The following is a 22198-nucleotide window of genomic DNA, read 5'->3' as shown; positions in this document are numbered from 1 at the left end:
CACAAACTCCGGAGGCATCCGTGACCCGCGCTCCCAAGGCAGCACCCAAGGCAGCACCCAAAGGCCGAAAACTCTCGAATTTCCTGTGCTTTGCGGTCTATTCGGCCAATCTGGCCTTTGGCCGCGCCTACAAACCGATCCTGGATGCGGTCGGGCTGACATACACCCAGTATATCGCGATGGTGGCGCTGTCGGAGGAGGATGACCAGACCGTCAGTGCGCTCGGCGAGAAGCTGTTTCTTGAATCCAACACGCTGACGCCGATCCTCAAGAAGCTGGAGCTGTCAGGCTATCTCACGCGCACCCGCGATCCCGCCGACGAGCGGCAGGTGCGGGTAAGCCTGACGCCGGCCGGCCGGCGCCTGCTCGACACCGATCTCAGCGAGTCCCTGATTCGTGCCTGCGGGCTGGGGGACGAGTTTCCCCTCGTGCAGAAGAGCATCGTCAGGCTCCGCGACAATCTGTTGCGCGCCACGCAGGGCCAAAAGCAGGACAGTTAATCCTGCTGCGCTGCTCGATCATTGCGCCGCGCGAGCAACGCATCGGTCCGAATTGTAACGAGGTGTATCGGCGCCGTGTCCTTCCCCATTTCCGCCACGGCGAACCGACAACTCCGGCTGACGTCAGGACGACGCGGAGGAGAGATCATTTTGCGCGGAAAGTCGGCATCCATCTGTGGAGTGATCGCAATGGTGAGTCTGCTCTGCACGGCGGTGCCCTTTGCATTGGCGCAACCGGCTCCGGATCAGGATTCGTCGCGCCCGCAATCGAGTAGGGATCGTTCGCCGGCCAGCACGGCCGAGAGCTGGGACGCCAATCGTGATGGCGTTTATACCTGCGACGAGTGGAAAGGCTATCTCGGGCGGGCGTTCGATCGCGCCGACCGCAACCACGACGGAATTCTGACCCCTGCGGAGTTCGAGGTTGTTCGTCGGGTGGGCAGTGCGCTCGCCGACGCCGACTTCGGCTATTTCGACGAAAACCAGGATGGCAAGATTACGCGCAGCGAGTTCGTCGGCAAGCCGAACGAATTCATCCTGCAACACGACAAGAACGGCGACTGCCGCGTCACGCCGGAGGAACTCAAGGATACCGGCACGGACCAGAAGCGACCAGGCGGCAGAGGCAAGAAATCCTGACGCTCAGCCTATCCGGGGACTTGTTCGGGCAGCACCGGACGAGACGAGTTTGCCGCGCTTCGATCCAGTCCATCGCAACCCGCTCCTGGCAACGCAATGCGGACGGTGAGGCCCTGCGGACGATTGTCGTGCAGGGAAAGTTCGCCGCCGTGCCCGTGGACCGCGGCCTGAGCGATCGAAAGGCCGAGTCCGAATCCGCTGTTCTCGGTCATGGTCCGGGCCTCTTCCCCTCGGACGAAGGGTTTCAACATGTCGGCCCTGCGGTGCTCCGGAATCCCGGGACCATTGTCCGACACTTCGATGGTGGCCTGGTCCGCGCATGCGGTCAGCCTGATATCGACTTCGCTGCCGAACCGAACGGCGTTTTCGACCAGATTTGTCACAGCGCGGCTGATCTCGCCGGGGCGGATCGTGAATGGGGCTCTGACAGGGCCCTGGTAGCGCACAAGATGACCGCAATCGGAGAATTGCTCGCAGATTGTGTGCAGCAAAGCCGACACATTGACCAGGGTCGGCTTTGCCGCGCTGCCACTGCTCAGGAATGACAGCACGGATTCCAGCATGGCCTGCATCTGGTCGAGGTCGTGAAGGGTTTCTGCGCGTTGTACCTCGTTCTCGATATATTCGGACCTCAGCCGCAGGCGGGTGATCGGCGTTCGCAAATCGTGACTGATCGCGGCGAGCATTCTCGTCCGGTCGTTCATCAGGGCGGTGATGCGTTCACGCATGCGATTAAGCGCGACCGCCGCGGCGCGAATTTCCTCTGGCCCCGTTTCGGGAAGGGGTGCCGATGTCTGGCTGACACTGAAGTTCTCGGCAGCGCGGGCGAACGCGGATAGCGGCGCGCTGAGCGCGCGACCTGCCCACACGCCAAGCAGTGTGACGCTCACGAACAGGAACAGGACCGTGCTTGCCCAAAGTCCTCCGACAAAGGGCGGGACTTGTGGCGAGCCGATCGTTGCTTCGACCACGGCGCCATCGGGCAATCGGACCGTGGCCAGTGTGCCCTTTGCGGAGAAATCCACATCAACGGTGTTGGCGCCTGGCACCTCGGAAAGGGCGCCGTCAGACTGGCCCGGATCACCTTCGCGCAAGGTGAGCTGGAGGCGAGGAAAAGCCCGATCGACCGCCTCAAGGAGGACCGCGCGGCCGGCCGCGGGTGTCTCGGCAAGGAGTTTCGCAATCAGTTGGAACTGATGGATAGGTCTTTCCGCGAAAGATCGCGGCTTCTGGCCGACGACATAGAGCGCGATGAGCACGTGGATCAGTACGAGCGAAATCAGAATAAGCGCAGCGATCTGGCCGCTGATCCGCCGAAAGCTGAAAAGCGTGACAATTCTCCGGGTCCAATTCATGCGTCTTCCACATCAGGCGTGAAGATGTATCCGCCCGTTCGGACTGTCCTGATCACGGATGAGCCCTCGATCATATCGAGCTTGCGGCGAAGCCGGCTGACCAGCACATCGATGCTGCGCCCGAAGGGACTGGCAGGGCGGCTGCGCGTCATGCTCAGCAAACCGTCCCGCGTCAAAATCCTCCCAGGACGCTCGCAAAACGCCTGCAGGAGATCGAATTCCGCGCTCGTCAGCGGCACCTGGGCTCCTTCGGGATCGCGCAGTTCGCGCAGCCGAAGATCAATGATCCAGTGCTGAAAGCGCAAGCGAGCGGAGCTCCGGCCGGATCGGTCGAGAAGGCCAGCCTGGCGACGCAGGACAGCGTTGATCCTCGCCAGCAGCTCGCGCGGATTGAAGGGTTTGGAAAGATAGTCATCCGCCCCCATTTCAAGTCCGAGGATCCGGTCGAGGTCCTCACCCTTCGCGGTGAGTATGATGATCGGAATCGCCGAGTCGTTGCGAAGACGATGACACAGGCTCAGTCCGTCTTCTCCTGGCAGCATGAGATCGAGGATGACAAGATCGAGTGAATGTCCGGCAAGGTAGCGATCCATCTCCCGACCATTCGAGGCGGTGGCGACCAGGCATGATTGATCCCGCAGGTAACGGGCAATCAGGTCTCTGGTCTGCTGGTCGTCTTCGACGATCAGGATTCTTGGAGAGCTCGTAAGCATGGTCGGAGGCCGCTGCACTGGTCATCATTGTGCGCGCGGAAGCGCGCGCCCGGCCGTCAGATTGACCAGCATATGCGTCACTTGTGGGCGGGATTGTGCCTTTTCGTCAGCATAGTGTTTCTGGAATGTAAGGGGGCGCTCCCGACTGGAAACAAATCGGGAGGCCGGCGTACGACAGCCTGCAAGAGCGTTTTGCGTCTCTCAGTAAAGCGGAAATTGATCCGGGTATCCGCCGAGGTCGGACGCAGGGCTTAGCGGTGCTCGATCGAGTGGCCGGCTGTTGTTGTCCCGGGCAAACGAGGAGGCGGGCGGAAAGGCATAGTCAGTGAACTTGCGCTCGCCAGGCAAGACTTCCGTCCCGGCGTCCAACCATGATCGTGTGGTCACATAGATCCGGGTGCGCGGCCCGGCCTGGTAGGAGTGGTTCGGTCCGGTCGGGCCGTAATCGTAGACGGAGCTGATTGCGGGCGCTTTCCGCCGCCGGTCTGCAGCGGCCACGCTGTTGCAGCAAAGAGCAAGCCCAAGAGAGCACCCGAGAGAGAACCCAACAGTGGTGACAAGCAGCACGCGTTTCATCTTGCTCGTGGTCGTACTCATCGTTTCTTTCCACCTGTCAGCGCGGAGCCCAGTTGGCTCTGGCATCGGCTGTTCCTGAAGTAAACGATCGGCTTCTTGCGCAACATTGCTGTGCGCTGGCCGGACAGGGGCGCTGCGCTGCGCATCGAGCTGCATGGAGGCGAGCAGAATAGAGCGAATGGCAGCCGCGCCGCGCAGGCGCCTGGCGTCGCGTTGCGCTCACAGTCCCAAATCACTGGAAATAATCCCGCAACTTTGGAGCCACACCGTAGCCATCGCCGTCCCGTCACAACGAGCGTGTTGTTGGTGAGGTGTGGAATGAAGACGTGGCGGAGCGTTGTCGCGGCGATCGTGATCGCGGGTTTGTCGATCCTGGGGACGCCGAGCAGATGGCTATTGTTGGCTCCGGCGGCAGCCGAATCTCTCGATGCGATCACGGTCGAAGGCAACCGCCGGATCGAGGCGGAGACCATCCGCTCCTATTTCAAGCTGGGCGCCGGCGGACATCTCGATCAGTCCGAGATTGACGACGGGCTCAAAGTGCTGGTCGAGACCGGGCTGTTCCAGGACGTCAAGATCAATCATGCCGGCGGCCGGATCATCGTTTCGGTGATCGAGAATCCGGCGATCGGCCGTGTTGCGTTTGAAGGCAACAAGAAGATCAAGGACGAGCAGCTCTCGGGCGAGGTGCAGTCCAAGCCGCGAGGCACGCTGTCACGACCCATGGTGCAGTCCGATGCATTGCGAATCGCCGAAATCTATCGGCGGTCCGGCCGCTACGACGTCCACGTCACGCCGGAGATCATCGAGCAGCCGAACAATCGCGTCGACCTCGTTTTCACGATCGAGGAAGGAGCAAAGACCGGCGTCAAGGGGGTCGAGTTCATCGGCAACAGCAGTTTTTCGGCGGCGCGCCTGAAAGACGTGATCAAGACGCATGAGGGCAACTTTCTGAGTTTTCTCGGCAACAACGACATCTACGATCCCGATCGCGTCGAGGCCGATCGTGACCTGATCCGCCGGTTCTACCTGAAGCGCGGCTTTGCGGACGTCCAGGTCGTGGCGGCGTTGACCGAGTACGATCCGGCGCGCAAGGGTTTTCTCGTCACGTTCAAGATCGAGGAAGGACAGGAGTATCGCGTTTCGACGGTGGGCTTCCGATCGAACATCAGGGGATTCGACCCGAATACCCTGCGCCCGTTCTCGCGCGTGAGCGAAGGGGCGCTCTACAATGCCGAAGCGGTCGAGAAATCGGTCGAGGACATGCAGATCGAGGCCTCGCGCCGCGGTTATGCCTTCGCGGCAGTTCGCCCCGATGGCGATCGCAACTTCGAAGCACACATGGTCGCAATCGTGTTTCGGGTGGAAGAGGGGCCGCGGACGTATATCGAGCGCATCGAGATTCGCGGCAACAGCCGCACGCGCGATTACGTCATTCGCCGCGAGTTCGATCTCTCCGAGGGCGACGCGTATAACCGCGCGCTGGTCGATCGTGCCGAGCGGCGGCTGAAGAATCTGGACTACTTCAAGTCGGTCAAGATCGCCACGGAGCCGGGTTCGTCGAGCGATCGTGTGATCCTGATTGTCGATCTCGAGGAAAAATCGACCGGTGATTTCTCGATTTCGGGCGGCTATTCCACGTCCGACGGCGCGCTCGCCGAGGTCAGCGTTTCCGAGCGCAATTTGCTCGGCCGCGGTCTGTTTGCGAAAGCAACGGTCAGCTACGGCCAATACTCACGCGGCCTTTCGCTGTCCTTTGTCGAGCCATACCTGCTGGACTACCGCATAGCGCTCGGGCTGGACGCATACTACAAGGAGCAACTTCCGACGGACTACACCACCTACGGCGTGAAGACGATCGGGTTCTCGCCACGGCTCGGTCTGGCCTTGCGCGAGGACCTGACTCTCCAGCTGCGGTACTCGCTCTACCAGCAGGAAATCACGCTCGATAGCACCTTGGCGAACTGCAATAACAATCCATCCAATCCGTCGCTCGCGTTCAATCCCACGCCCGCTTACATTCAGAGCGTCCTGAAAGGCGTGGATCCGACCAACGCGACCGATTCCGGCGTTTACGGATATGGTTGCTACGGTGACGGCGAATCCACGTTGCCGGTGCGCGAGGAGCTGGCCGCGGGTCCGACCTGGACCTCCCAGATCGGATACACCCTGACCTATAATACCCTCGATAACACCAAGAACCCGACCGATGGCCTCCTGATCGATTTCAAGCAGGACTTTGCTGGCGTCGGCGGCGATGTCAGCTATTTGAAGAGTACGGTCGACGCAAAATACTACGCGCCCATGGTGGCCGATATTGTCGGACTGATTCACCTGCAAGGCGGCGTTCTGACCAAGGTCGGCGACAATGAGCTGCGCATGCTCGATCAGTTCCAGATGGGACCAAATCTCGTGCGCGGCTTTGCCTCGAATGGTATCGGGCCGCGCGACATCACCTATGCGAACTTTGGCGTGACGGGGGATGCGCTGGGTGGCACGAAGTACTGGGGTGCATCGTTCGAGTTGCAGATGCCATTCTGGTTCTTGCCCTCGGAGGTTGGACTCAAGGGAGCGGTCTATGCGGATGCCGGCTCGCTTTGGGGTTACCAGGGACCGACGTCGTGGACCGCGACGGGCGAGGTGAATACGCCCTCCTGTCCGAACTGTGGTCTTCAGTACGACGACAACAACGTGGTGAGAACCTCGGTGGGTGTCGGTCTGATCTGGGCGTCGCCATTTGGACCGCTTCGGTTCGACTACGCGATACCCATCACGAAAGGCAAGTACGACATTGTGCAGGAGTTCAGGTTCGGGGGAGGGACGTCATTCTAAGATCGCGATCGATCGACTTGCCGCCGAGTTGCGCCATTTCTTCGCGTGACGCTTGCAATTGTGCGGCTTGCGGCAGCCTGCGAACAGAGGCAGGCTGGGCCGATGCAATTCCGATCCGGGGTGAAATGAATGTCACGCGTGTCCATCAAGACCAGGGACGACCTGCCGCCGGCGCTCCAGCCGCTGTGGGACAAGATGACGACCTATGGCGCGTTCGAAAACCAGGCCGGGGTGATGGCGCAGCGGCCGCCGATCTTCAAGCATATGTGGTCGCTGCTGGTCGATCTCGCCAACGAGGCCGTGCTGTCGAAGCGCCATCTCGAGCTGGCGCTGGTAACGGTGTCGCTGTTGAACAAGTGCGACTATTGCGTCTCGCACCATGCGCCGAAGCTCGCAATCCAGGGCGTCTCGGAAGCCGGCGCCGAACGGCTGCTCGACTATAAGGATCATCCCGAGCTCGACGCCGTCGACAAGCTCGTGGTCGAATACACGATCGCTGTCACCAACAACTGGAACAAGACCCGCGACGAGATCTTCGAGCGCCTTCGCGGCCATTTTTCGGAAGCCCAGATCGTCGAGCTGACATGGCGGATCGCGCTCTGCGGCGCGTTCAACCGTTTCAACGACATCCTGCAACTCGACATCGAGCAGGGCGTTCCGCATCGCGAGGCCGCCGAGTGAGGCAGGCGTCGCGGAGCTGCTGATGCCCAAAATGAAACGGTTTGCTTTTCTTGCTGCGTTGGTCTTGCTGTTCGCGCCGCTGGCGGCCCGTGCCCAAAACGCCGTCCGCGGCGTCGATTTCGTGCATCCGTTGCAGTTCAGCGAGGCGGAACAGGATGCCGCGCTCGCCCGGATCGCGTCCGCCGGCGTGCGCGTGATCCGGTTCGGCATGTATCAGCAGGATCTGGACAAGAACATCGCCTTCATCGCGCGGGCCCATACCCACAACATCGCGGTCGATCTCATTCTCCACGGCCTCTATCCGCCCGACGCCCCGCAGCGGCCTTACCGGGCGAAGGAATTTCCAAACATGTGGGCAGGACCGCTGATCTCCTCTCTCAGCCCGGAGCTGTCCCGACCGTATTTTCAGCAACTCCTAGACAAGCTCGACGCCGACGGCATCGCCCTCGCCGCCCTGGAGTTCGAGAACGAGATCAACATGGCCGGGGACAATCCAGACTTCAGCCTTCCGGGCCAGGGCCGGGTGCTGGGGCTGAACGATCTCTATCATGATCCCGAAGGACAAAAGGTCGCAAAAGGCTATCTACAATATCTCAAGGTCCTGGCCGCATTGAAGCAGGTGCGGGACCATTCCAGGCTGAACACGCATACGCCCCTGCTGCCCACGAGCGTGGTCGACATCGTCGAGGAAGGCCCCTGGCCGACGCCGAAGCCCTATGACGGGGTGAGCGTCGGCGCGACGATCGCGTTCATGCGTGCCAACGGGCTCGATCAGCTCGTCGACGCATATAATCTCCACACCTATCCCTGGGCCGACCACCCGGGCGACAAGACGTCGGCGATCCATCGCGCGCGACGCCTCGCGGCGCTGATCCAGCCGGTCTGTGCCGCTGCCGGCTCGGCCGGCGGCAAGCCGTGCTGGATCACTGAATGGGGGTTCAGCTATGGCAGCAAGACCTGCGCCGCGGACGAGGCGGCGCGCAGTCAGCTCGTGCAGGAGATGATGGGCGATTTCGCGCAATGGATCCGCGAGCGGCGTCTCACCGGACTCCTCTACTACTCCTGGACCGGCGATCCGGCCTTCGACGTCGAGCGCTGCGGGGCCTTGACGCGAAGCGGCCAGGCCGCGATTGATCCGATCACCGCGAGGTGAGGCTGGTATCGTCGAGGCTCGCCAGCACGAGGTCGTCCCGAGCGGATGGAGACGTCTTCGGCAAGGGGACCGCCTCGTAGTCCAGCTTTAGAAGCATTTGCGAACTCAGCCGCCCTCGCAAAAAAGTGAACCGGAGCTACAATCGCCTGTCGGTTCCGCGCCACCCCGTTCGTCTTCCATCCAGACCAAGCTGCACTGGGAGATATGGAATGAGCAATTCTCACTACCGCTGGGTGATCGTCGCGGCGGGCGGTCTGCTGGGCTGCGTCGCGATCGGCGGCATGTTCTCGCTGCCGGTGTTTCTGCAGCCGATGGCGCGGGAGACCGGGTGGTCGGTGACCGGCATCTCCAGCGCCCTGACGATCGGTTTCCTGGCGATGGCCTTCACCAGCATGGCGTGGGGCACGCTGTCCGACCGGTTCGGGCCGCTGCCGGTGGTGCTGACCGGGTCGGTCGTGCTGGCGGCAAGCCTGGCGCTGGCCAGCCAGGCGCCGTCGCTGCTGGCGTTTCAGTTCATCTTTGGCCTGATGGTCGGCGCGTCCTGTGCCGCGATCTTCGCCCCGATGATGGCCTGCGTCACCGGCTGGTTCGAGACGCATCGCAGCCTCGCCGTCTCGCTGGTGTCGGCGGGCATGGGCATGGCGCCGATGACGATGGCACCGATCGCCGCCTGGCTCGTCTCCAACCATGGCTGGCGAACCTCGATGCTGATTGTCTCTGGTATCGTCGCGGCGATCATGATTCCGGTCTCGTTCCTGGTGCGTCGTCCGCCAGCGCTTCAGGGCGCGCAAGCCGCTGTGGTCGCCAGCGCAGGGCCGCAGGCGGAGATGACGCGCGCGCAGGCGCTGCGCTCGCCGCAATTCATCATCCTGGTCGCGACCAATTTCTTCTGCTGCGCCACCCATTCGGGGCCGATCATCCACACCGTCAGCTACGCCATCACCTGCGGCATTCCGATGATCGCGGCGGTCACGATCTACAGCGTTGAGGGGCTCGCCGGCTTGGGCGGTCGCATCGCCTTCGGCCTGCTCGGCGACCGCTTCGGCGCCAAGCGTATACTGGTGCTCGGCCTGCTGGCGCAGGCGTTCGGCGCACTCGGCTACGTCTTCGTGCGCGAGCTCGCTGCGTTCTACGCGGTGGCGGCGGTGTTCGGCTTCATCTATGCCGGCACCATGCCGCTCTATTCGGTCTTGGTGCGCGAGAACTTCCCGTTGCGGATGATGGGCACCGTGATCGGCGGCACGGCGATGGCCGGCAGCCTCGGCATGGCGACCGGGCCGCTGGCCGGCGGCCTGATCTACGACACCTTCGCCAGCTATACGTGGCTCTATGTCGGCTCCTGGGCGTTCGGCCTCGGTGCCTTCCTGATCATCATGATGTTCAAGCCGTTCCCGGTGGCGCGGACCGCAGCCGTAGCAGCGCCGGCGTGAGGGTTTGACGCGGAGGTGATCCGCTCGGCATGGATCACCTCACGCGCGTCATGAACGGCTTCGCTTTGGCCGCGCAATCGCGCGCACCGTGTTCTTGGTGCTGCCGCCACCGCAGAAGAACCGGTCGCCGCCGTCGGACTCCAGGCCCGAGACGTTGACGCCCGGCGGCATCTCGAGCCGTTCCAGCACTTCGCCGGTCTGCGGATCGATGCGCCGCACGTCGCTCTCGTCGTTTTCCCATGTCCCGTGCCAGAGTTCGTCGTCGACCCAGGTGACGCCGGTGACGAAGCGATTGGACTCGATGGTGCGCAGTATCGTGCCGGTGTCCGGATCGATCTGGATGATCTTGCGGTCGCGATATTGTCCGACCCAGAGCGCGCCTTCGGCCCAGGCAAGGCCGGAGTCTTTGCCGCCGCCGGGCGAGGGGATGGTGGAAACCACGCGGCCCGTGTTTGGCTCGATCTTCAGGATGCGGTCCTCGGCGATCTGATAAAGGTGCTTGCCGTCGAACGCTGTACCGGCATGGGCCGCGACGTCGATCGTGCGGGTGGTCTTGCCGCTGTCGGGATCAAAGGCGACCATGCGGTCGCCGGCTGCGAACCAGACCTGCTCGCCGTCGAAGCTGACGCCGCCCACGCTCTCGACCCCCTCGAAAGCATATTCCCTGACGATATGGGCCGCCGACTTCTTCATGCTGTGCTCCTGCTCTTTGATTTCTGCGTGATACTAACCGTTCGGCAGCGGGGCAGGGAGTAACAAGGCCGTCGTGAATCCCGGCACCATCGGCATCATCCAGCGGCGCGCGCGGGCGCGGCCATAGGATTGCACCTTGCCGGCCGCAGCCAGCGTGTCGAGCGCGCGCTGCACGGTGCGCTGGCTGGTGCCGAGCGCGAGCGACAGCGCCGAGCTCGACCATGCTTCGCCGTCGGCGAGGCAGGCCAGCACCGCGGCATGTTCCTCCTCGACCGGGCGCGCCAGCACCACGACATCGCGCCGGCGGTGCGGCTTCAGCACGAAACCGTCCGGGGTCGCGCGCAGATCGGCGAGCGGCCGCAGCGAGCGGCGCAGCCGCCCGATCTCGACTCGCAGCCGCGCGCGATGTGACTCGTCGGCATGCTTGCCGCGAAACGCCCGCGCAATCAGCGCGCTGCGTGCCGCGTCGTTCGGCCAGGCTTCGCCGAGCGCACGGGCCAGCGCGAACAGCACGGGCCGCCGGGTCAGCGAAATCTCGGTGCTGATGTCGCGTACGACATATGTGATGGCGTCGATGACGAGCGCCTTGGAGGCCATCACCGCCTCGACCTCGTCGAGCCGCAGCGCCCGCTCGCCGCCTTTCCCGATCAGGCGTGCCGCGGGCACGGTCAACAGCTGCGCGGCGCGTTCGACTTCGGCCGCCAGTGCGCCAATGCCGGCGCGGCGCGCGGCGGCATCGGCGCGAGCGAGCGCCTCGCGCGCGGGCTTGGTCCGCAGCCGTCGCATCGCGATCCCTGCGGTGACGAGCTCGTGGCCGACCCGCAAGGCGGCAGGGAGAGGCGCCGGGTCGAGGTCGGCGAGCATACGCTCGGCTTCATCGAGATGCCCAATCAGGAGCAGGCGGCGGATCTCGAGACAGCCGGCATGCGCGGCATTGAGCCGATCGCCATGCGCCTCGAGCGTCGCGCGAGCAGCCGCCAGCGTCCTCGCGGGAAAGCCGAGGTCGCGCAAGACCAGCGCGATCTCGGCCTCCGCGACGATGCAGCGCGCGCGGGCGATAGCTTCGCGCGGGCCGAAGGCCCGGCCGGCGCGCTTCAACAGGTCCTTCGCACGGACGAAATCGCCGAGCCGGGCCATCGCGATGCCGCGTATCGCCAGCGCCGGCGGGTCGTCGCGCAAGCCCACCCGTTTCAGTGCGCCGAGCAGATCACCCGCCGCGAGCGCGAGCGCCGCAGCCGTGATCAGCGAGTCCATCCGAATCCCGACACACTTGTCACTCTCACCCTCCGCGGTCCGGTCCTAGCCTAGCACATGACGGGACACGCCATGTCCACGGAGATCGAATGATGACCGACCACGGAATCGGAACACGCCAGGATTGGCTTGCGACACGGTTCGGCGGATATGGCCATGCCGCGGCGCGCTTGCTGTCGCTGGCGGCCGCGCCAACTTTCGCGGTCATGGCGCTGATCGCGGCGTTCGGTCCCGCCGATATGCTCTGCGCGGCCATGCAGGGTCCGTTTTCGCTTCAGGGCATGGTTCCGATGTATGGGCTGATGAGCGCGTTCCATTTGGCGCCGTGGCTGCGGCTCGTCCGATGACCGGCTCACGTCTGCGGCAGCGTGAAGACTGCGCATGGCAGCGCGATGCCGCGCAGCTCATGCATGCCGAGTGCGACCAGCGGCATGTCGGTCTCGGCGGCGAGCGCGCCCGAGACCAGCACCGTCTTTTCCAGCGGTTTGCACAACCCTTCGAGCCGGCTGACCAGATTGACCGCAGAGCCGATCGCCGTGAAGTCGAGCCGGTCGGCCGCGCCGATATTGCCCCAGTGGACTTCGCCGAGATGCAGCGCCGCACCGAACGGCAGCGGTGGCTGGCCCTGCCTGCGCCGCTCAGCATCGAGATGCACCATGCCGACGCGCGCGGCGGACACCGCGCGCAACGCCGCTTCGCATGCGTTGCGCGGACCTGTCGTGACCGGAAAGATCGCGAGCAGACCGTCGCCGATGAATTTCAGCACCTCGCCGCCGAAGGCGTGGATTGCGCCGGCGATACGATCGAACCATGCGTCGAGTGCCGCGATCACCTCGGCCGGCGGATGGCTTTCGGAGAGCGCGGTAAAGCCGCGCAAATCGGCATAGAGCAGAGCGGCCTGGATGGTCTCGCCGGTGTTGCGTCGCAAAGGGGATGCCAGCACGCGCGCCGCGCTGCGCCGGCCGAGATAGGCCTCCAGCGTCGCCGTCAGCGTGGCGCGCGCAGTGAGGGCAGCCAGCGGTGCCGCGGCGAAACGCGCGGCTTGTCGCAATCGATCCGTCTCATCGGGCGTGAAGGCGCGGGTTCCGATCCAGCCGAGCGTCGGCCCATCCGGCCGCGGTCCGATCGCATCCTCATGGACCGGGCCTGCCGCGAGCCCGCGCAGCCAGCGCCGGCCGGCATCGCCGGGTGGTCCTGCATCCGGCATGGCGAACGGCTGCTGCGGCGCGAAACCCAAGGCCTCGATGACGTCGCCATTGCTCGCCTGCCACAGCCAGGTGCGCCGTGCGATCAGTGGATGTGGAACCTCGAGCGTCAGCGCGCCGCCGGCGAGCGGCAGGCCATCCGCAACCAGGTGGGCACCGAGTTCTGCCAGCAACCGGTTGGCGCCCGCGGTCTCGGCAGCGGCGTCGACCAGAAAGCTCAACGTCGAGGACAACTGCATCACCCCATCATGGGGTTGGCGCGCCACCCTTGTCACGCGCTATCCCTGTAACCACCTTGCAATGGGAGGATGATCGATGACCGAAGCCTTCGTCGTCAAACGCGAGATCCAGATTGCAGCTCCGCCTGCGAGCGTGTTCGCCTTCCTGACCGATCCGCAGAAGATCGTGAGCTGGATGGGCGTCGAAGCATCGACCGAGTTGCATCCCGGCGGGCTGTTTTATCTCAAGGGTGTGGCAGGCGATCACGCGCGGGCCGCGCGCGGCGCATTCCGCGAGGTCGTGCCGGTGCATCGTCTCGCCTACAGTTTTGGCTGGGAGGGCGGCGAAGAGGTGCCGCCGGGATCGAGCCTGATCGAGATCGATTTGATCGACAAGGACAGCGGCACGCTCGTGCGCATGACCCATAGCGGCCTGCCGAACGCAGCGCAGTGCGCGAGCCACGACAAGGGATGGGCGCATTATCTCGACCGGCTCGCTGGTGCCGCCGCCGGCCGGGACCAAGGTCCCGACCACGGGCCGGCGCACTAGGCTTGGGATCAGGCGTGAAAGGGGTGGCGCCGCCACGGGCGGCGTCGGTTGCGTGCCGCGGCAAACATCTTTAGTGCGTCACCGGCGCGCCCGGAAAGTGGATGGCCCAGAGAACAGCTTATTCCAGCCCGTAGTGACGATGGCAGGCGGCGCAGATGCCGTCGAGGTGATCGCTGACGTCGGCGACGGTTTTTAGGTCATGCACCTCCGCAGCCTGGTAGGCCTTGTCGGCGGCATCGGCAAGTTTCTTCACGTAAGTGTTCCACTCCGGATCGAGCGCGCGCTGTGGGATCATCAGCGCGTTTGTCGCTTCCGCAAGCGTCGCAGCGCCGCTGGTGATGTTTTCCCAGTCGTCGTCGGTCTTGGGTGAGAGGTCGTGCTCACCGCTGGCGTCGATCACCGAGCCGTTGACTCTCCAGATCACGTTCGCGGCCGGCGTCAGCACGTGGTCCATAAAGGTCTTCATGTCGACATGCGTCTGGAACGGCAGCATCGCTGGCGTTGTATCTGATATCGATGGGGAGGCGGCGAGGCTGGACAAGACGAGCCCGGCAAGGGTGGCGCGTGCAAGGGGCCTTTTCAACATCACAGCTCCTGCATGGTGAAGCCGATCCAGCGCCCGCAGGCCACGACCGCGATCCAGAGCAGGATCGATAGCGCGCCGGCTATTCGCGCCCGCAGCGGCGGCGATTTTTGCTTCTCCCATTGCGGCAGATCCTTCGCGCTGATGGCATGGAAGACGATCATGTTCACCCCGGCCGTGCAGATCAGGATGATCTTGGCATCGAAGTAGCCATTCGCCAGATATTTGGTGGCGTTGGAAATGAACAGCAGGAAGCCGGAACTCGCCGCGATCGCGAACGCGCCCCAGGTCACCGGCAGGATCGCACGCGTCAGCCGGCCGACAGGCCGGTTCATCGAGGCGAAGCCGACGAGCCGCAAGTCCAGCACGAGAATCGAGCCGACCACAAGGCAGATCGCAACGACGTGGATCGATTCGATCGTGGGAAACAGCGTGTCGTTCTCGCGGATGCTGTCCGCAATGCTGCTGTCCTCGAAGAATGCGATCAAGTTCTGGATGTACGACATCAACCGGCCTGCGTGTAAGCGATCCAGCGTCCGGCGAAAAGGATGCCGCACCAGACCAGGATCGACACCGTTGCCAGCGCACGGCCTGCCATTTGCCGGCTGCGATCCTCAAAGACACCTGGCGACGTCAGCACCATCCGTTGCAAGGTAGCCGTCAGCAGGATGGCCACAAGCAGCAACGCCATCTTGAGATAAAAGGTGGTGTTGACCAACGAGCGTCTCGGCTCGCCGATGATCAGCAGGCTGCCGGTTACGAGCAGGATGAGCAGGACCGGCCAGATCGGGGGCAGAAAGCGCCGCGTGACCTCGCGCAGCGGCTCGTCGCGCTCGAACACCCGAAAGATCCGCAAATCGACCAGCACTGCGGAGGAGAACACGATCGCCACGCAGAGAATGTGGATCGTCTGGAGCGTCGGGATGATCCAGGTGACGGTCTGGATGGTGTGACTGAGCGACGTCGCCGCCAGCCACTTGGAAAACCCGGTCAGCGCTAACATGTGAACTTACTGCTCGTCCGGCGTCAGGCTGTAGGTCAGTTCCTTGCCGTCCTGCAGAATAACCTTGCGCAGGAAGCCGCCGGGTTTGCCGTCGCGCAGCGGCAGATAGTCGAAGGAGGCGTGATCGCCGGGCTGCAGTGAGCGCTTTGTCCAGCCGGATCGCGTGAGCACGCCAGGGCTCGACACCTCGAACGTCCAGGTGCCGGCCTGCGGTCCTTCCTTGACGTCGGTCTCGACCACGAAGCTGATATGCGGGTTGGTCCAGTTGACCTGTTTGACGGTGCCTTGCACGGTCTGCGGATGGTCGCTGTCATAGGCCGCGTTGGAATGGTGCGCGGCTGCAACGCCGACAAAGCCCAGCGTGAGGCAAGCGGCAAGAAACATGGCCTTGGGCGACATCTCGGTCGTTCCTTATTTCCCGGTGTGGACCGTTCCGAACGCGCCTTGCGCGTTGGGGACGAATATGTCGTTGCCGTGCTCGTCCTTGCCCGGCACGAGATCTTCCTGCGCGCACTCGCCCTCGGTGACTTCATAATGGCGCTCGGGGTAGCGACGATAAATTCGCGTCGTCTTCCAGGTCGTGGTGAGAACGTTCGGAGCCGTGATCTCCAGATCGTCGCGCATGATATTCGGTTCGGCGAGACGAATATGCTCGACGATGTGCATGTCGCCATTGTTCGGGATGCCGACGGCTTCGCTGATCGCGATATAGGCCTGCGGCACGATCGAATTGGTGTCGATCACCAGCGTGTCGGCATCCCAATGGCCAATCGAATAGCCGTGCAGCGACAGGTCGGGATCTTCGGGTGGTTTGCGGCCATCCATGTAGATGCGCCGCATCCGGTTGCCGTCGACCTCGCCAAGCATGGTGATGCGGCCAGGCGTGACGAGCAGCTCGAATGCATTGTGCGTCATCAGCATCCAGCTCGGCATGCCGTGCGGCAGGCAGTGGCTCAGGACGAGGAATGGCCGTCCTGCTTTTTCCTCGGCAACGAGGTGCTGTACCTGCTCGAGGATATCAGGCTTCCAGGGCGGCATGTTTGCCGTCTCCTGGCGCTTTTGATCCCTGATGTCGGGAAGCCAGACGCCGCTGAGATCAGGCTCGGCATGCGCGCTCGGTAGAGCAGCGATCTGCTGCATGACAAAAACACTACCGACGATCGCAAGCGCTTTAACAAATTGTCCAATAGCCATGCGACCTTCCAACCGATGCGTCACCACGATAGGCGGCACAAGGACGAAAGGAAAGCTGATCGGTTGTCCAAACGCTTCAAGATTGCGGGAGGTCGGATCGCGTTCGTGCGATCGACTCCTGAGTGTGCCGCGTGAGTGAGTCCGAACAAAATCAGATCGAAGAGAACGTGATGCTTATTTTGTCACGCGTTGCCGAAGTTTTTGCCAGCCGCAAGCGTTTTGCGGAAACCAGGCGCCTCTCGCATGTGCAGAACGCGCACGATCGGCAAACGTTGGCTGCCCACCCGCGCAATCACCATAGCGGAGCAAACGGCACCCCTCTGCTTTCCGCTGCAAAGGAGGAGGGAACCCTTCCGCTGATGCTTCCCTCACTTGCCCGCCGCGGTTGGCCGTACGTCAGCCCGGCCATTTCGAGCCGAGGATGATCGAGCAGAAGTTGGTGCGCTTGTAGGTCGGATCCTTCAGCGCCAGCACGTCGGCCTTGACGTTGCCAAAGGTGGTCAGCGGCTTCTTGATGGTGCCATCAGCAAAGTGGTCGATGATGCCCTGCTTGAAATCAGCCTCACGCGGATGGTGCGCGCAGACGTGGTCGCGGTGCTCGTGCGAGAAATCGTCATAGGCGATGCCGAGCACGTCCATCTCGACGCCTGCGGTCACCAACGCGATGGTCGGACGCATGTGCTCGGGGACGCCGGGCGTGGTATGGAGCGCGATCGAGGTCCAGACGTCCTCGATGTCGCGCTCCGGTACGCCATAGCCTTTAAGGAAATCGCGCGCGGCATTGGCGCCGTCGACCTCGAAGCGAAGATCAGGGCTCGCATGCGCTGCGGTCAGGCCCATGTCGTGGAACATGGCGCCGATATAGAGCAGTTCAGGGTCGAATTTCACCGCGCGGCGATTGCCGGTCAGCGCGCCCCACAGGAACACGCGGCGGCTGTGGTTGTAGAGCAGGTCGTCCTCGGTATCGCGGACGAGCTGGGTGGCGGCGCGGGCCATGGCACTGTCGGGAACGCGGATGCCTGCGATGATCTCGGTCATTTCAAGATGCTCCTTGATGTGGCAAGACGCTGCCGTGGCGCGAGAGCACGCGCGGGGCGGTCATCGTTGCGGTCTGTGTTCGGATCGTTCGACGGCGCGATCCGGACCGTCGTTGTCGCCTGTTTCGGCTATCAGTCGCAACGAACGCGCGCCGCCGGATCGGGCCAACGACACGTCGTTTTGCGCCAGCGCGGAAGGAGAGGACATGCCCATTCAAAGGGTGGCGATCGCGATCCACGATGGGGTGCAGGCGCTGGATGTCGCAGGTCCCGTGGACGTGTTTGCCGAGACCAACGGCTTCGTGGCCGCAGGCGATGGCTACGAGACGGTTCTTGTCGCCGCGACCTGTGCGCCGCTGCGGGCCTCGAACGGCATGAAGATTTCAGCTGATCTCAGCTTTGACGAGGCGCAGGAGGTGTTCGACATCGTGCTGGTTGCGGGCGGTCCGGCCTTGCCGGATGCGGCGCCGGATCCGGACATGATGCATTGGCTGCGATCGGCCTCGGAGCGCGCCGGGCTGTACGGCTCGATCTGCACCGGCGCGTTCGCGCTCGGCCATGCCGGGCTGCTCGACGGCCGCAAGGTGACGACGCACTGGCAGAACGCGGAGCATCTTGCCGCGCGCTTTCCGGCCGCCGAGGTGATGTTCGACCGCATTTATATCAGAGACGGGCGGCTGATGACGTCGGCCGGCGTGACGGCCGGCATCGATCTCGGGCTCGCTTTGGTCGGAGAACGGCACGGCCCGCAGGTTGCGGTCGCGGTCGCAAAGCGGCTGGTCGTGGTGGCGCAGCGGCAGGGCGGTCAGTCCCAGTTCAGTCCCTATCTCACGGCGCCGGTTGATGAGGGCTCGCCGATTGCCCGCGCCCAGGCGCATGTCATGGCGCACGTCGGCGAGCGCCACACGCTGCAATCGCTGGCGGAGGCGGTCGGCATGAGCGTGCGCAGTTTCGGCCGCGCGTTTGCGCAGGCGACCGGAATCACGCCGCACGAATTCGTCGAGCGTGCGCGGGTCGATGCCGCGCGGCGGTTGCTCGAGGGCTCTGACCGGCCGCTGAAGGCGGTGGCCTTCGATTGTGGCTTCGGCTCGGCGGACCGCATGCGCATCGTCTTCACCGAACGCCTCGGCGTGTCGCCCGCGCAATATCGCGCCAGCTTCCGGACATTGTGACTCTGGCGCGGCGCCGGTCGAATTGACGAAACATCTTTAGGTAGATCATATCACATACACATTGTTTTGATTGTATGGACCGATCGCGTTGGATAGGATCGGAGCCGCTTCCGATATTTCCAAGCACCGACGTTTTTTCCGCGAGGTCGACATGGACGCGCTCACGCTTTTCATCATTCGTCACGCCGAGAAACCCGGCGACGAGTGGCCGGGACAGGGGCTTATGCCGAATGAAGTATCCGATACCGAGTCGCTGGTGCTTCGCGGCTGGCAGCGCGCCGGTGCGTGGACGGCGTTGTTCGGAACCAAGCTCACCGGAGGTGACTATGCCAAGCCAGACGTGATCTATGCCGCAACGCCCGGCGCCAACAATTTTCCCAATCAGGGGCCGAGCCGCCGGCCTGCCGAGACCATCTCGGTGCTCGCTGCGCGCCTCAAGCTCACGCCCAACGAAGGTTTCGGCAAGGGCGCCGAGCAGGCTCTGGTGACCGAGCTGCTGACGCTGACAGGTGTTGCCCTGGTGTGCTGGGAGCACAAGGCAATCATCTCCGACATCCTTCCACTGATACCGGTCAGCAAGGGCAGTCCGCCCGCCAAGTGGGAAGGCAGCCGCTTCGACGTCGTGCTGCGCTTCGATCGCGCCAAGGGCGACGACAAGTTCGCCTTCACGGAGCTGTTCCCGAAATTGCTGCCGGGCGATTCCGACAAGCCGCTGGGCAGCTGAGTGCTCCGCACTCGATCAGTCGAGACCCAGCGCCTTGCGCGACTTCCGCGTCAGCTTGGCCGCGATGAGGGCGTGCGCCTGCTTGAGATAGGCCTTGAGTTCGGCGTCGGGCAGGGCGCCGTTGCCGGTCAGCTGCACCCATTTGGCGCGCGCGAGGTACGGCGCCGGTCGCGCGAAACCCTGCTCGATCAGGAGCTGATAGGCCATGTTCGAGGTCTTGAACATGAAGCCGCCGGACCGCTCGATGAAGCCGCCTGATAGCGCGAACATCTTGCCGCCAACCTTGAACACGGAGGTGCCTTCCCACTGCACCACTTTGGTGGCGGCGGGGAGCCGCAGACAATGAGCTTCGAAGGTCTTGGGGCGCATGACATCGCAGGGATGGAAGAGGGCGCCCAAGCCATAGGCCGGGTGCGCGAATGCCGACAAGTCTGATGTGAGGGTGATCGCCTGCCGGTCCGGCCGATCGCGGTCGGCGGGCGGGCATTCACGAAAACGTGGGTTGGCAGGATTGCCATCTCAAAATATATCGTAAGATATGTTTTATGAACGAGGTGACCATGTTTAGAGATCGAGACAACGACGGCTTCCGGTTTGGAATTTTCGCCATGGGCCGGCACGGCGGCGGGCATCGCTTTGGCCGCGGCGGGCACGGCTTTTTCGGGCGGGGCGGAGGCCGCGACTTTCCGGGATCGCGGCGGCTCTCGTCGCAGGACCTGCAGCTCGTGATCCTGGCGCTGCTCGGCGAACGTCCGGCGCACGGCTATGAGCTGATCAAATTGATCGAGGAGCGCTCGGACGGCTTCTACAGCCCGAGCCCGGGCGTGATCTATCCGGCGCTGACATTCCTGGAGGAGATCGGCCACACCAGCATCACCCAGGATGCCGCGCGAAAACTCTACAGCATCACCGAGCAGGGCAAGGCGCATCTCGCCGAGAACCGCGCCACGGCGGACACCATCCTCGAGGCGCTGTCGCGGATCGGCCGCCGCATGGACGAGGTACGCGACGCCTTTGCCGGCGCCGGCGATCTCGATGGCGACCCGTCCGACGATCTGCACCGCGCCCGCCACGCGCTGAAGCGCGCGCTGCGCGCCAAGCACGGCGCCGACGCCGCCGAGGCGCGGCGGATCGCAAAGATCCTGGAGCGCGCGGCTGCCGAGATCCTGCAGCAGTGACGCAGTCGCACCGAAGGAGACATGGCATGTCCGACGAACAACCGCACAGTGCGATTGCCGATCCACGCGTCACCGCCGTCATCGATCGGTTGCAGGCCGCGCGCAGCAGGCCTGCCGGCGGCGGCCCGCGCGGCGGTTCAGGCAGCCGCGATCCGCATGCCTATGCCGAGCAGGGCTTCTCGATCGACCCCGAGCAGGGCGAACTGATCTATCTGTTGTGCCGTGGCATCGGTGCGAAACGCGTCGCCGAGTTCGCGACCTCGATCGGGATGTCGACGCTCTATTTCGCCGCCGCGGTGCGCGACAATGGCGGCGGCACGGTGATCGGCTCGGAGATCGTGCCGGCCAAGGTCGCAACCGCCCGGCGTAACCTTTCCGATGCCGGGCTTGCCGATTATGCCGAGATCCGCGAGGGCGATGCGCGCCAGACGCTGCGCGATCTCGGTGGCCCCGTGGATTTCATCCTGATCGACGGCTGGCCTGGTGATAGCGGGCCCACGCTGGCACGCCAGGTGATCGAGATCGTTGCCCCGCAGCTGCGGATCGGCGGCTATGTCATGAACGACAATGCCGAGCCGGACTTTTTGGAGTTCGTGCGCGATCCAAGAAACGGCTTTCTCTCGATCACGCTGCCGCTCAAGGGCGGCACGGAGCTGTGCCTGAAGGTGGCGTGAATTCGGTGCAGCGCGAGGGCTGGATTTCACAGGCAGTTGCTGCTCTGCTCCAGGCAAAACGGGAGCTAAGAGCAGCATGTCAGCAATCCCATCCACTCATCCGCTGGATCGTCCGATCTGGAGCGCGCTGACCACACGGCAGCGCGATCTGGCCGAGGGCGGTGCTGAGGCGCGCCGCTTTCCCGTCGCCATCGCGCCATTTGCGGACATGGTCGATATGTCGGCGCAGAGCTTTGCCGCGCTCGGCGCCTTGATGTCAGGGGCGGAGATTGCGGTGCTGTTCACGCCTGATGCGGTGACCGCGCCGCCGGCGTTCAAGGTCCTGCTGGCCGAGACCGGCGAGCAGATGATCGGCGCGCCCGTCGAGAGTTCGCTGTCCGGCGTCGAGATCGTGACGCTCGGTGTTGCAGATGTTCCGGCCATGATGGCGCTGATCGAGCTGACGAAGCCCGGTCCGTTCGCCGCGCGGACGCATGAACTCGGCACCTTCCTCGGCATTCGCGTCGATGGCGAACTGGTCGCGATGACCGGTGAGCGGATGAAGCCGGGCAACTACACCGAGATGACGGCCGTCTGCGTGCATCCCGCGCATCGCGGCCGCGGCTACGCGCAGGCGCTGTTGTCTGCGGTCTCTCGCCAGATCGTGGCGCGGGAGGAAACTCCCTTCCTGCACGTCTTCACCAGCAACGTGTCGGCGATCGCGCTGTACCGGCGCCAGGGCATGGAGATCCGCCGCCGTCTGCACATCACAGTGTTGCAGAAGCAGGGGTGAGGTCGGCGCTGGAGGGGATCTCTCCCCTAATAAATGGGGACGAAACAGTTCAGTTCAAGAAT

The 22198-nt window shown here is 63.8% G+C and carries 27 protein-coding genes; 14 read left to right on the top strand and 13 right to left on the bottom strand.

Annotation, left to right across the window (positions count from 1 at the left end):
• Positions 1-20: 20 nt before the first annotated feature.
• Together UP09_RS02965 and UP09_RS36195 are read left to right on the top strand one after the other, a co-directional pair.
• A complete protein-coding gene (locus tag UP09_RS02965) occupies positions 21-500 on the top strand; it encodes a MarR family winged helix-turn-helix transcriptional regulator (RefSeq protein WP_044536525.1) in 480 nt (159 codons plus the stop codon).
• 189 nt (positions 501-689) lie between these two features.
• Positions 690-1139, top strand: coding sequence for an EF-hand domain-containing protein (locus UP09_RS36195; RefSeq protein WP_052832930.1), 450 nt, complete (start codon positions 690-692; stop codon positions 1137-1139).
• Between the two features lie 8 nt (positions 1140-1147).
• Here the strand turns inward: UP09_RS36195 and UP09_RS02955 are convergent, their stop codons facing one another.
• From UP09_RS02955 to UP09_RS38375, 3 genes are all read right to left on the bottom strand, one after another.
• Positions 1148-2494 (bottom strand): ATP-binding protein, encoded by a 1347-nt coding sequence (locus tag UP09_RS02955; RefSeq protein WP_044536524.1) that lies wholly within the window; start codon positions 2492-2494, stop codon positions 1148-1150.
• Entirely contained in the window at positions 2491-3207 is a 717-nt protein-coding gene (locus UP09_RS02950; protein ID WP_044536523.1) for a response regulator, read from the bottom strand. The genes UP09_RS02955 and UP09_RS02950 overlap by 4 nt, the downstream gene beginning before the upstream one ends.
• A 201-nt stretch (positions 3208-3408) precedes the next feature.
• The gene (locus UP09_RS38375; RefSeq protein ID WP_052832955.1) at positions 3409-3804 is read right to left on the bottom strand and encodes a hypothetical protein; all 396 of its coding nucleotides are present in this window, start codon (positions 3802-3804) and stop codon (positions 3409-3411) included.
• 297 nt (positions 3805-4101) lie between these two features.
• Here UP09_RS38375 and bamA point away from each other — a divergent pair, with 297 nt between their 5' ends.
• The 4 genes from bamA (at position 4102) to UP09_RS02925 (ending at position 9879) form a co-directional block, all read left to right on the top strand.
• Positions 4102-6615, top strand: coding sequence for an outer membrane protein assembly factor BamA (gene bamA / locus UP09_RS02940; protein WP_044536522.1), 2514 nt, complete (start codon positions 4102-4104; stop codon positions 6613-6615).
• Positions 6616-6744: 129 nt separating this feature from the next.
• The gene (locus tag UP09_RS02935) at positions 6745-7296 is read left to right on the top strand and encodes a carboxymuconolactone decarboxylase family protein (RefSeq protein WP_044536521.1); all 552 of its coding nucleotides are present in this window, start codon (positions 6745-6747) and stop codon (positions 7294-7296) included.
• A gap of 22 nt (positions 7297-7318) precedes the next feature.
• A complete protein-coding gene (locus UP09_RS02930) occupies positions 7319-8449 on the top strand; it encodes a hypothetical protein (RefSeq protein WP_156164412.1) in 1131 nt (376 codons plus the stop codon).
• A 209-nt stretch (positions 8450-8658) separates the two neighbouring features.
• The gene (locus UP09_RS02925; protein WP_044536519.1) at positions 8659-9879 is read left to right on the top strand and encodes an MFS transporter; all 1221 of its coding nucleotides are present in this window, start codon (positions 8659-8661) and stop codon (positions 9877-9879) included.
• 48 nt (positions 9880-9927) lie between these two features.
• Here UP09_RS02925 and UP09_RS02920 read toward each other — a convergent pair whose 3' ends face one another.
• Both UP09_RS02920 and UP09_RS02915 read right to left on the bottom strand, forming a co-directional pair.
• A complete protein-coding gene (locus UP09_RS02920) occupies positions 9928-10572 on the bottom strand; it encodes a Vgb family protein (protein WP_044536518.1) in 645 nt (214 codons plus the stop codon).
• A gap of 33 nt (positions 10573-10605) precedes the next feature.
• Positions 10606-11826, bottom strand: coding sequence for a hypothetical protein (locus UP09_RS02915; protein WP_044536517.1), 1221 nt, complete (start codon positions 11824-11826; stop codon positions 10606-10608).
• A gap of 92 nt (positions 11827-11918) precedes the next feature.
• Here UP09_RS02915 and UP09_RS02910 point away from each other — a divergent pair, with 92 nt between their 5' ends.
• Entirely contained in the window at positions 11919-12173 is a 255-nt protein-coding gene (locus UP09_RS02910; protein ID WP_156164411.1) for a hypothetical protein, read from the top strand.
• A 5-nt stretch (positions 12174-12178) separates the two neighbouring features.
• On the opposite strand, the gene UP09_RS02905 is transcribed toward UP09_RS02910, so the two are convergent.
• Positions 12179-13270, bottom strand: coding sequence for an adenylate/guanylate cyclase domain-containing protein (locus UP09_RS02905; RefSeq protein ID WP_044536516.1), 1092 nt, complete (start codon positions 13268-13270; stop codon positions 12179-12181).
• A 76-nt stretch (positions 13271-13346) separates the two neighbouring features.
• Between UP09_RS02905 and UP09_RS02900 the strand changes: the two genes are divergently transcribed.
• Positions 13347-13799, top strand: coding sequence for an SRPBCC family protein (locus UP09_RS02900; RefSeq protein ID WP_044536515.1), 453 nt, complete (start codon positions 13347-13349; stop codon positions 13797-13799).
• A 118-nt stretch (positions 13800-13917) separates the two neighbouring features.
• On the opposite strand, the gene UP09_RS02895 is transcribed toward UP09_RS02900, so the two are convergent.
• From UP09_RS02895 to UP09_RS02875, 5 genes are read right to left on the bottom strand one after another with little or no spacing between them, the layout of a single operon-like run.
• Entirely contained in the window at positions 13918-14385 is a 468-nt protein-coding gene (locus UP09_RS02895) for a hypothetical protein (protein ID WP_156164410.1), read from the bottom strand.
• Positions 14385-14888 (bottom strand): DUF6644 family protein, encoded by a 504-nt coding sequence (locus UP09_RS02890; RefSeq protein ID WP_044536513.1) that lies wholly within the window; start codon positions 14886-14888, stop codon positions 14385-14387. Before UP09_RS02890 ends, UP09_RS02895 begins: the two co-directional genes overlap by 1 nt.
• Positions 14888-15385: a DUF6644 family protein gene (locus UP09_RS02885; protein WP_044536512.1), complete on the bottom strand. Its 498-nt coding sequence runs from the start codon at positions 15383-15385 to the stop codon at positions 14888-14890. Before UP09_RS02885 ends, UP09_RS02890 begins: the two co-directional genes overlap by 1 nt.
• Positions 15386-15391: 6 nt before the next feature.
• Positions 15392-15784, bottom strand: coding sequence for a DUF6152 family protein (locus UP09_RS02880; RefSeq protein ID WP_052832928.1), 393 nt, complete (start codon positions 15782-15784; stop codon positions 15392-15394).
• A gap of 12 nt (positions 15785-15796) precedes the next feature.
• Positions 15797-16579 (bottom strand): hypothetical protein, encoded by a 783-nt coding sequence (locus UP09_RS02875; protein ID WP_156164409.1) that lies wholly within the window; start codon positions 16577-16579, stop codon positions 15797-15799.
• Between the two features lie 131 nt (positions 16580-16710).
• Here UP09_RS02875 and UP09_RS37385 point away from each other — a divergent pair, with 131 nt between their 5' ends.
• On the top strand, positions 16711-17004 hold the full coding sequence (locus UP09_RS37385; protein WP_156164408.1) for a hypothetical protein: 294 nt from the start codon (positions 16711-16713) through the stop codon (positions 17002-17004).
• Here UP09_RS37385 and UP09_RS02870 read toward each other — a convergent pair.
• Positions 16976-17617, bottom strand: a complete 642-nt coding sequence (locus UP09_RS02870) for an HD domain-containing protein (RefSeq protein WP_044536510.1) — start codon at positions 17615-17617, stop codon at positions 16976-16978. The genes UP09_RS37385 and UP09_RS02870 overlap by 29 nt on opposite strands.
• 205 nt (positions 17618-17822) lie before the next feature.
• On the opposite strand from UP09_RS02870, the gene UP09_RS02865 reads away from it, so the two are divergent.
• Both UP09_RS02865 and UP09_RS02860 read left to right on the top strand, forming a co-directional pair.
• Entirely contained in the window at positions 17823-18788 is a 966-nt protein-coding gene (locus tag UP09_RS02865) for a GlxA family transcriptional regulator (RefSeq protein ID WP_044536829.1), read from the top strand.
• A gap of 151 nt (positions 18789-18939) precedes the next feature.
• Positions 18940-19512 (top strand): hypothetical protein, encoded by a 573-nt coding sequence (locus UP09_RS02860; protein ID WP_044536828.1) that lies wholly within the window; start codon positions 18940-18942, stop codon positions 19510-19512.
• Between the two features lie 15 nt (positions 19513-19527).
• On the opposite strand, the gene UP09_RS02855 is transcribed toward UP09_RS02860, so the two are convergent.
• Entirely contained in the window at positions 19528-19881 is a 354-nt protein-coding gene (locus tag UP09_RS02855) for an MmcQ/YjbR family DNA-binding protein (protein WP_044536827.1), read from the bottom strand.
• Positions 19882-20072: 191 nt separating this feature from the next.
• Here UP09_RS02855 and UP09_RS02850 point away from each other — a divergent pair, with 191 nt between their 5' ends.
• The 3 genes from UP09_RS02850 to UP09_RS02840 all read left to right on the top strand — a co-directional run bounded on the left by UP09_RS02850 (position 20073) and on the right by UP09_RS02840 (position 22136).
• The gene (locus UP09_RS02850) at positions 20073-20690 is read left to right on the top strand and encodes a PadR family transcriptional regulator (protein ID WP_044536826.1); all 618 of its coding nucleotides are present in this window, start codon (positions 20073-20075) and stop codon (positions 20688-20690) included.
• Between the two features lie 26 nt (positions 20691-20716).
• A complete protein-coding gene (locus tag UP09_RS02845; RefSeq protein WP_044536509.1) occupies positions 20717-21364 on the top strand; it encodes an O-methyltransferase in 648 nt (215 codons plus the stop codon).
• 76 nt (positions 21365-21440) lie between these two features.
• On the top strand, positions 21441-22136 hold the full coding sequence (locus UP09_RS02840; protein WP_044536508.1) for a GNAT family N-acetyltransferase: 696 nt from the start codon (positions 21441-21443) through the stop codon (positions 22134-22136).
• The last annotated feature ends 62 nt before the right edge of the window (positions 22137-22198 follow it).

The organism is Bradyrhizobium sp. LTSP885 (assembly GCF_000938305.1).
GTDB lineage: Bacteria > Pseudomonadota > Alphaproteobacteria > Rhizobiales > Xanthobacteraceae > Bradyrhizobium.
Note: the sequence above shows the minus strand (reverse complement) of the source record. Positions and strands in the feature narration are given on the sequence as shown.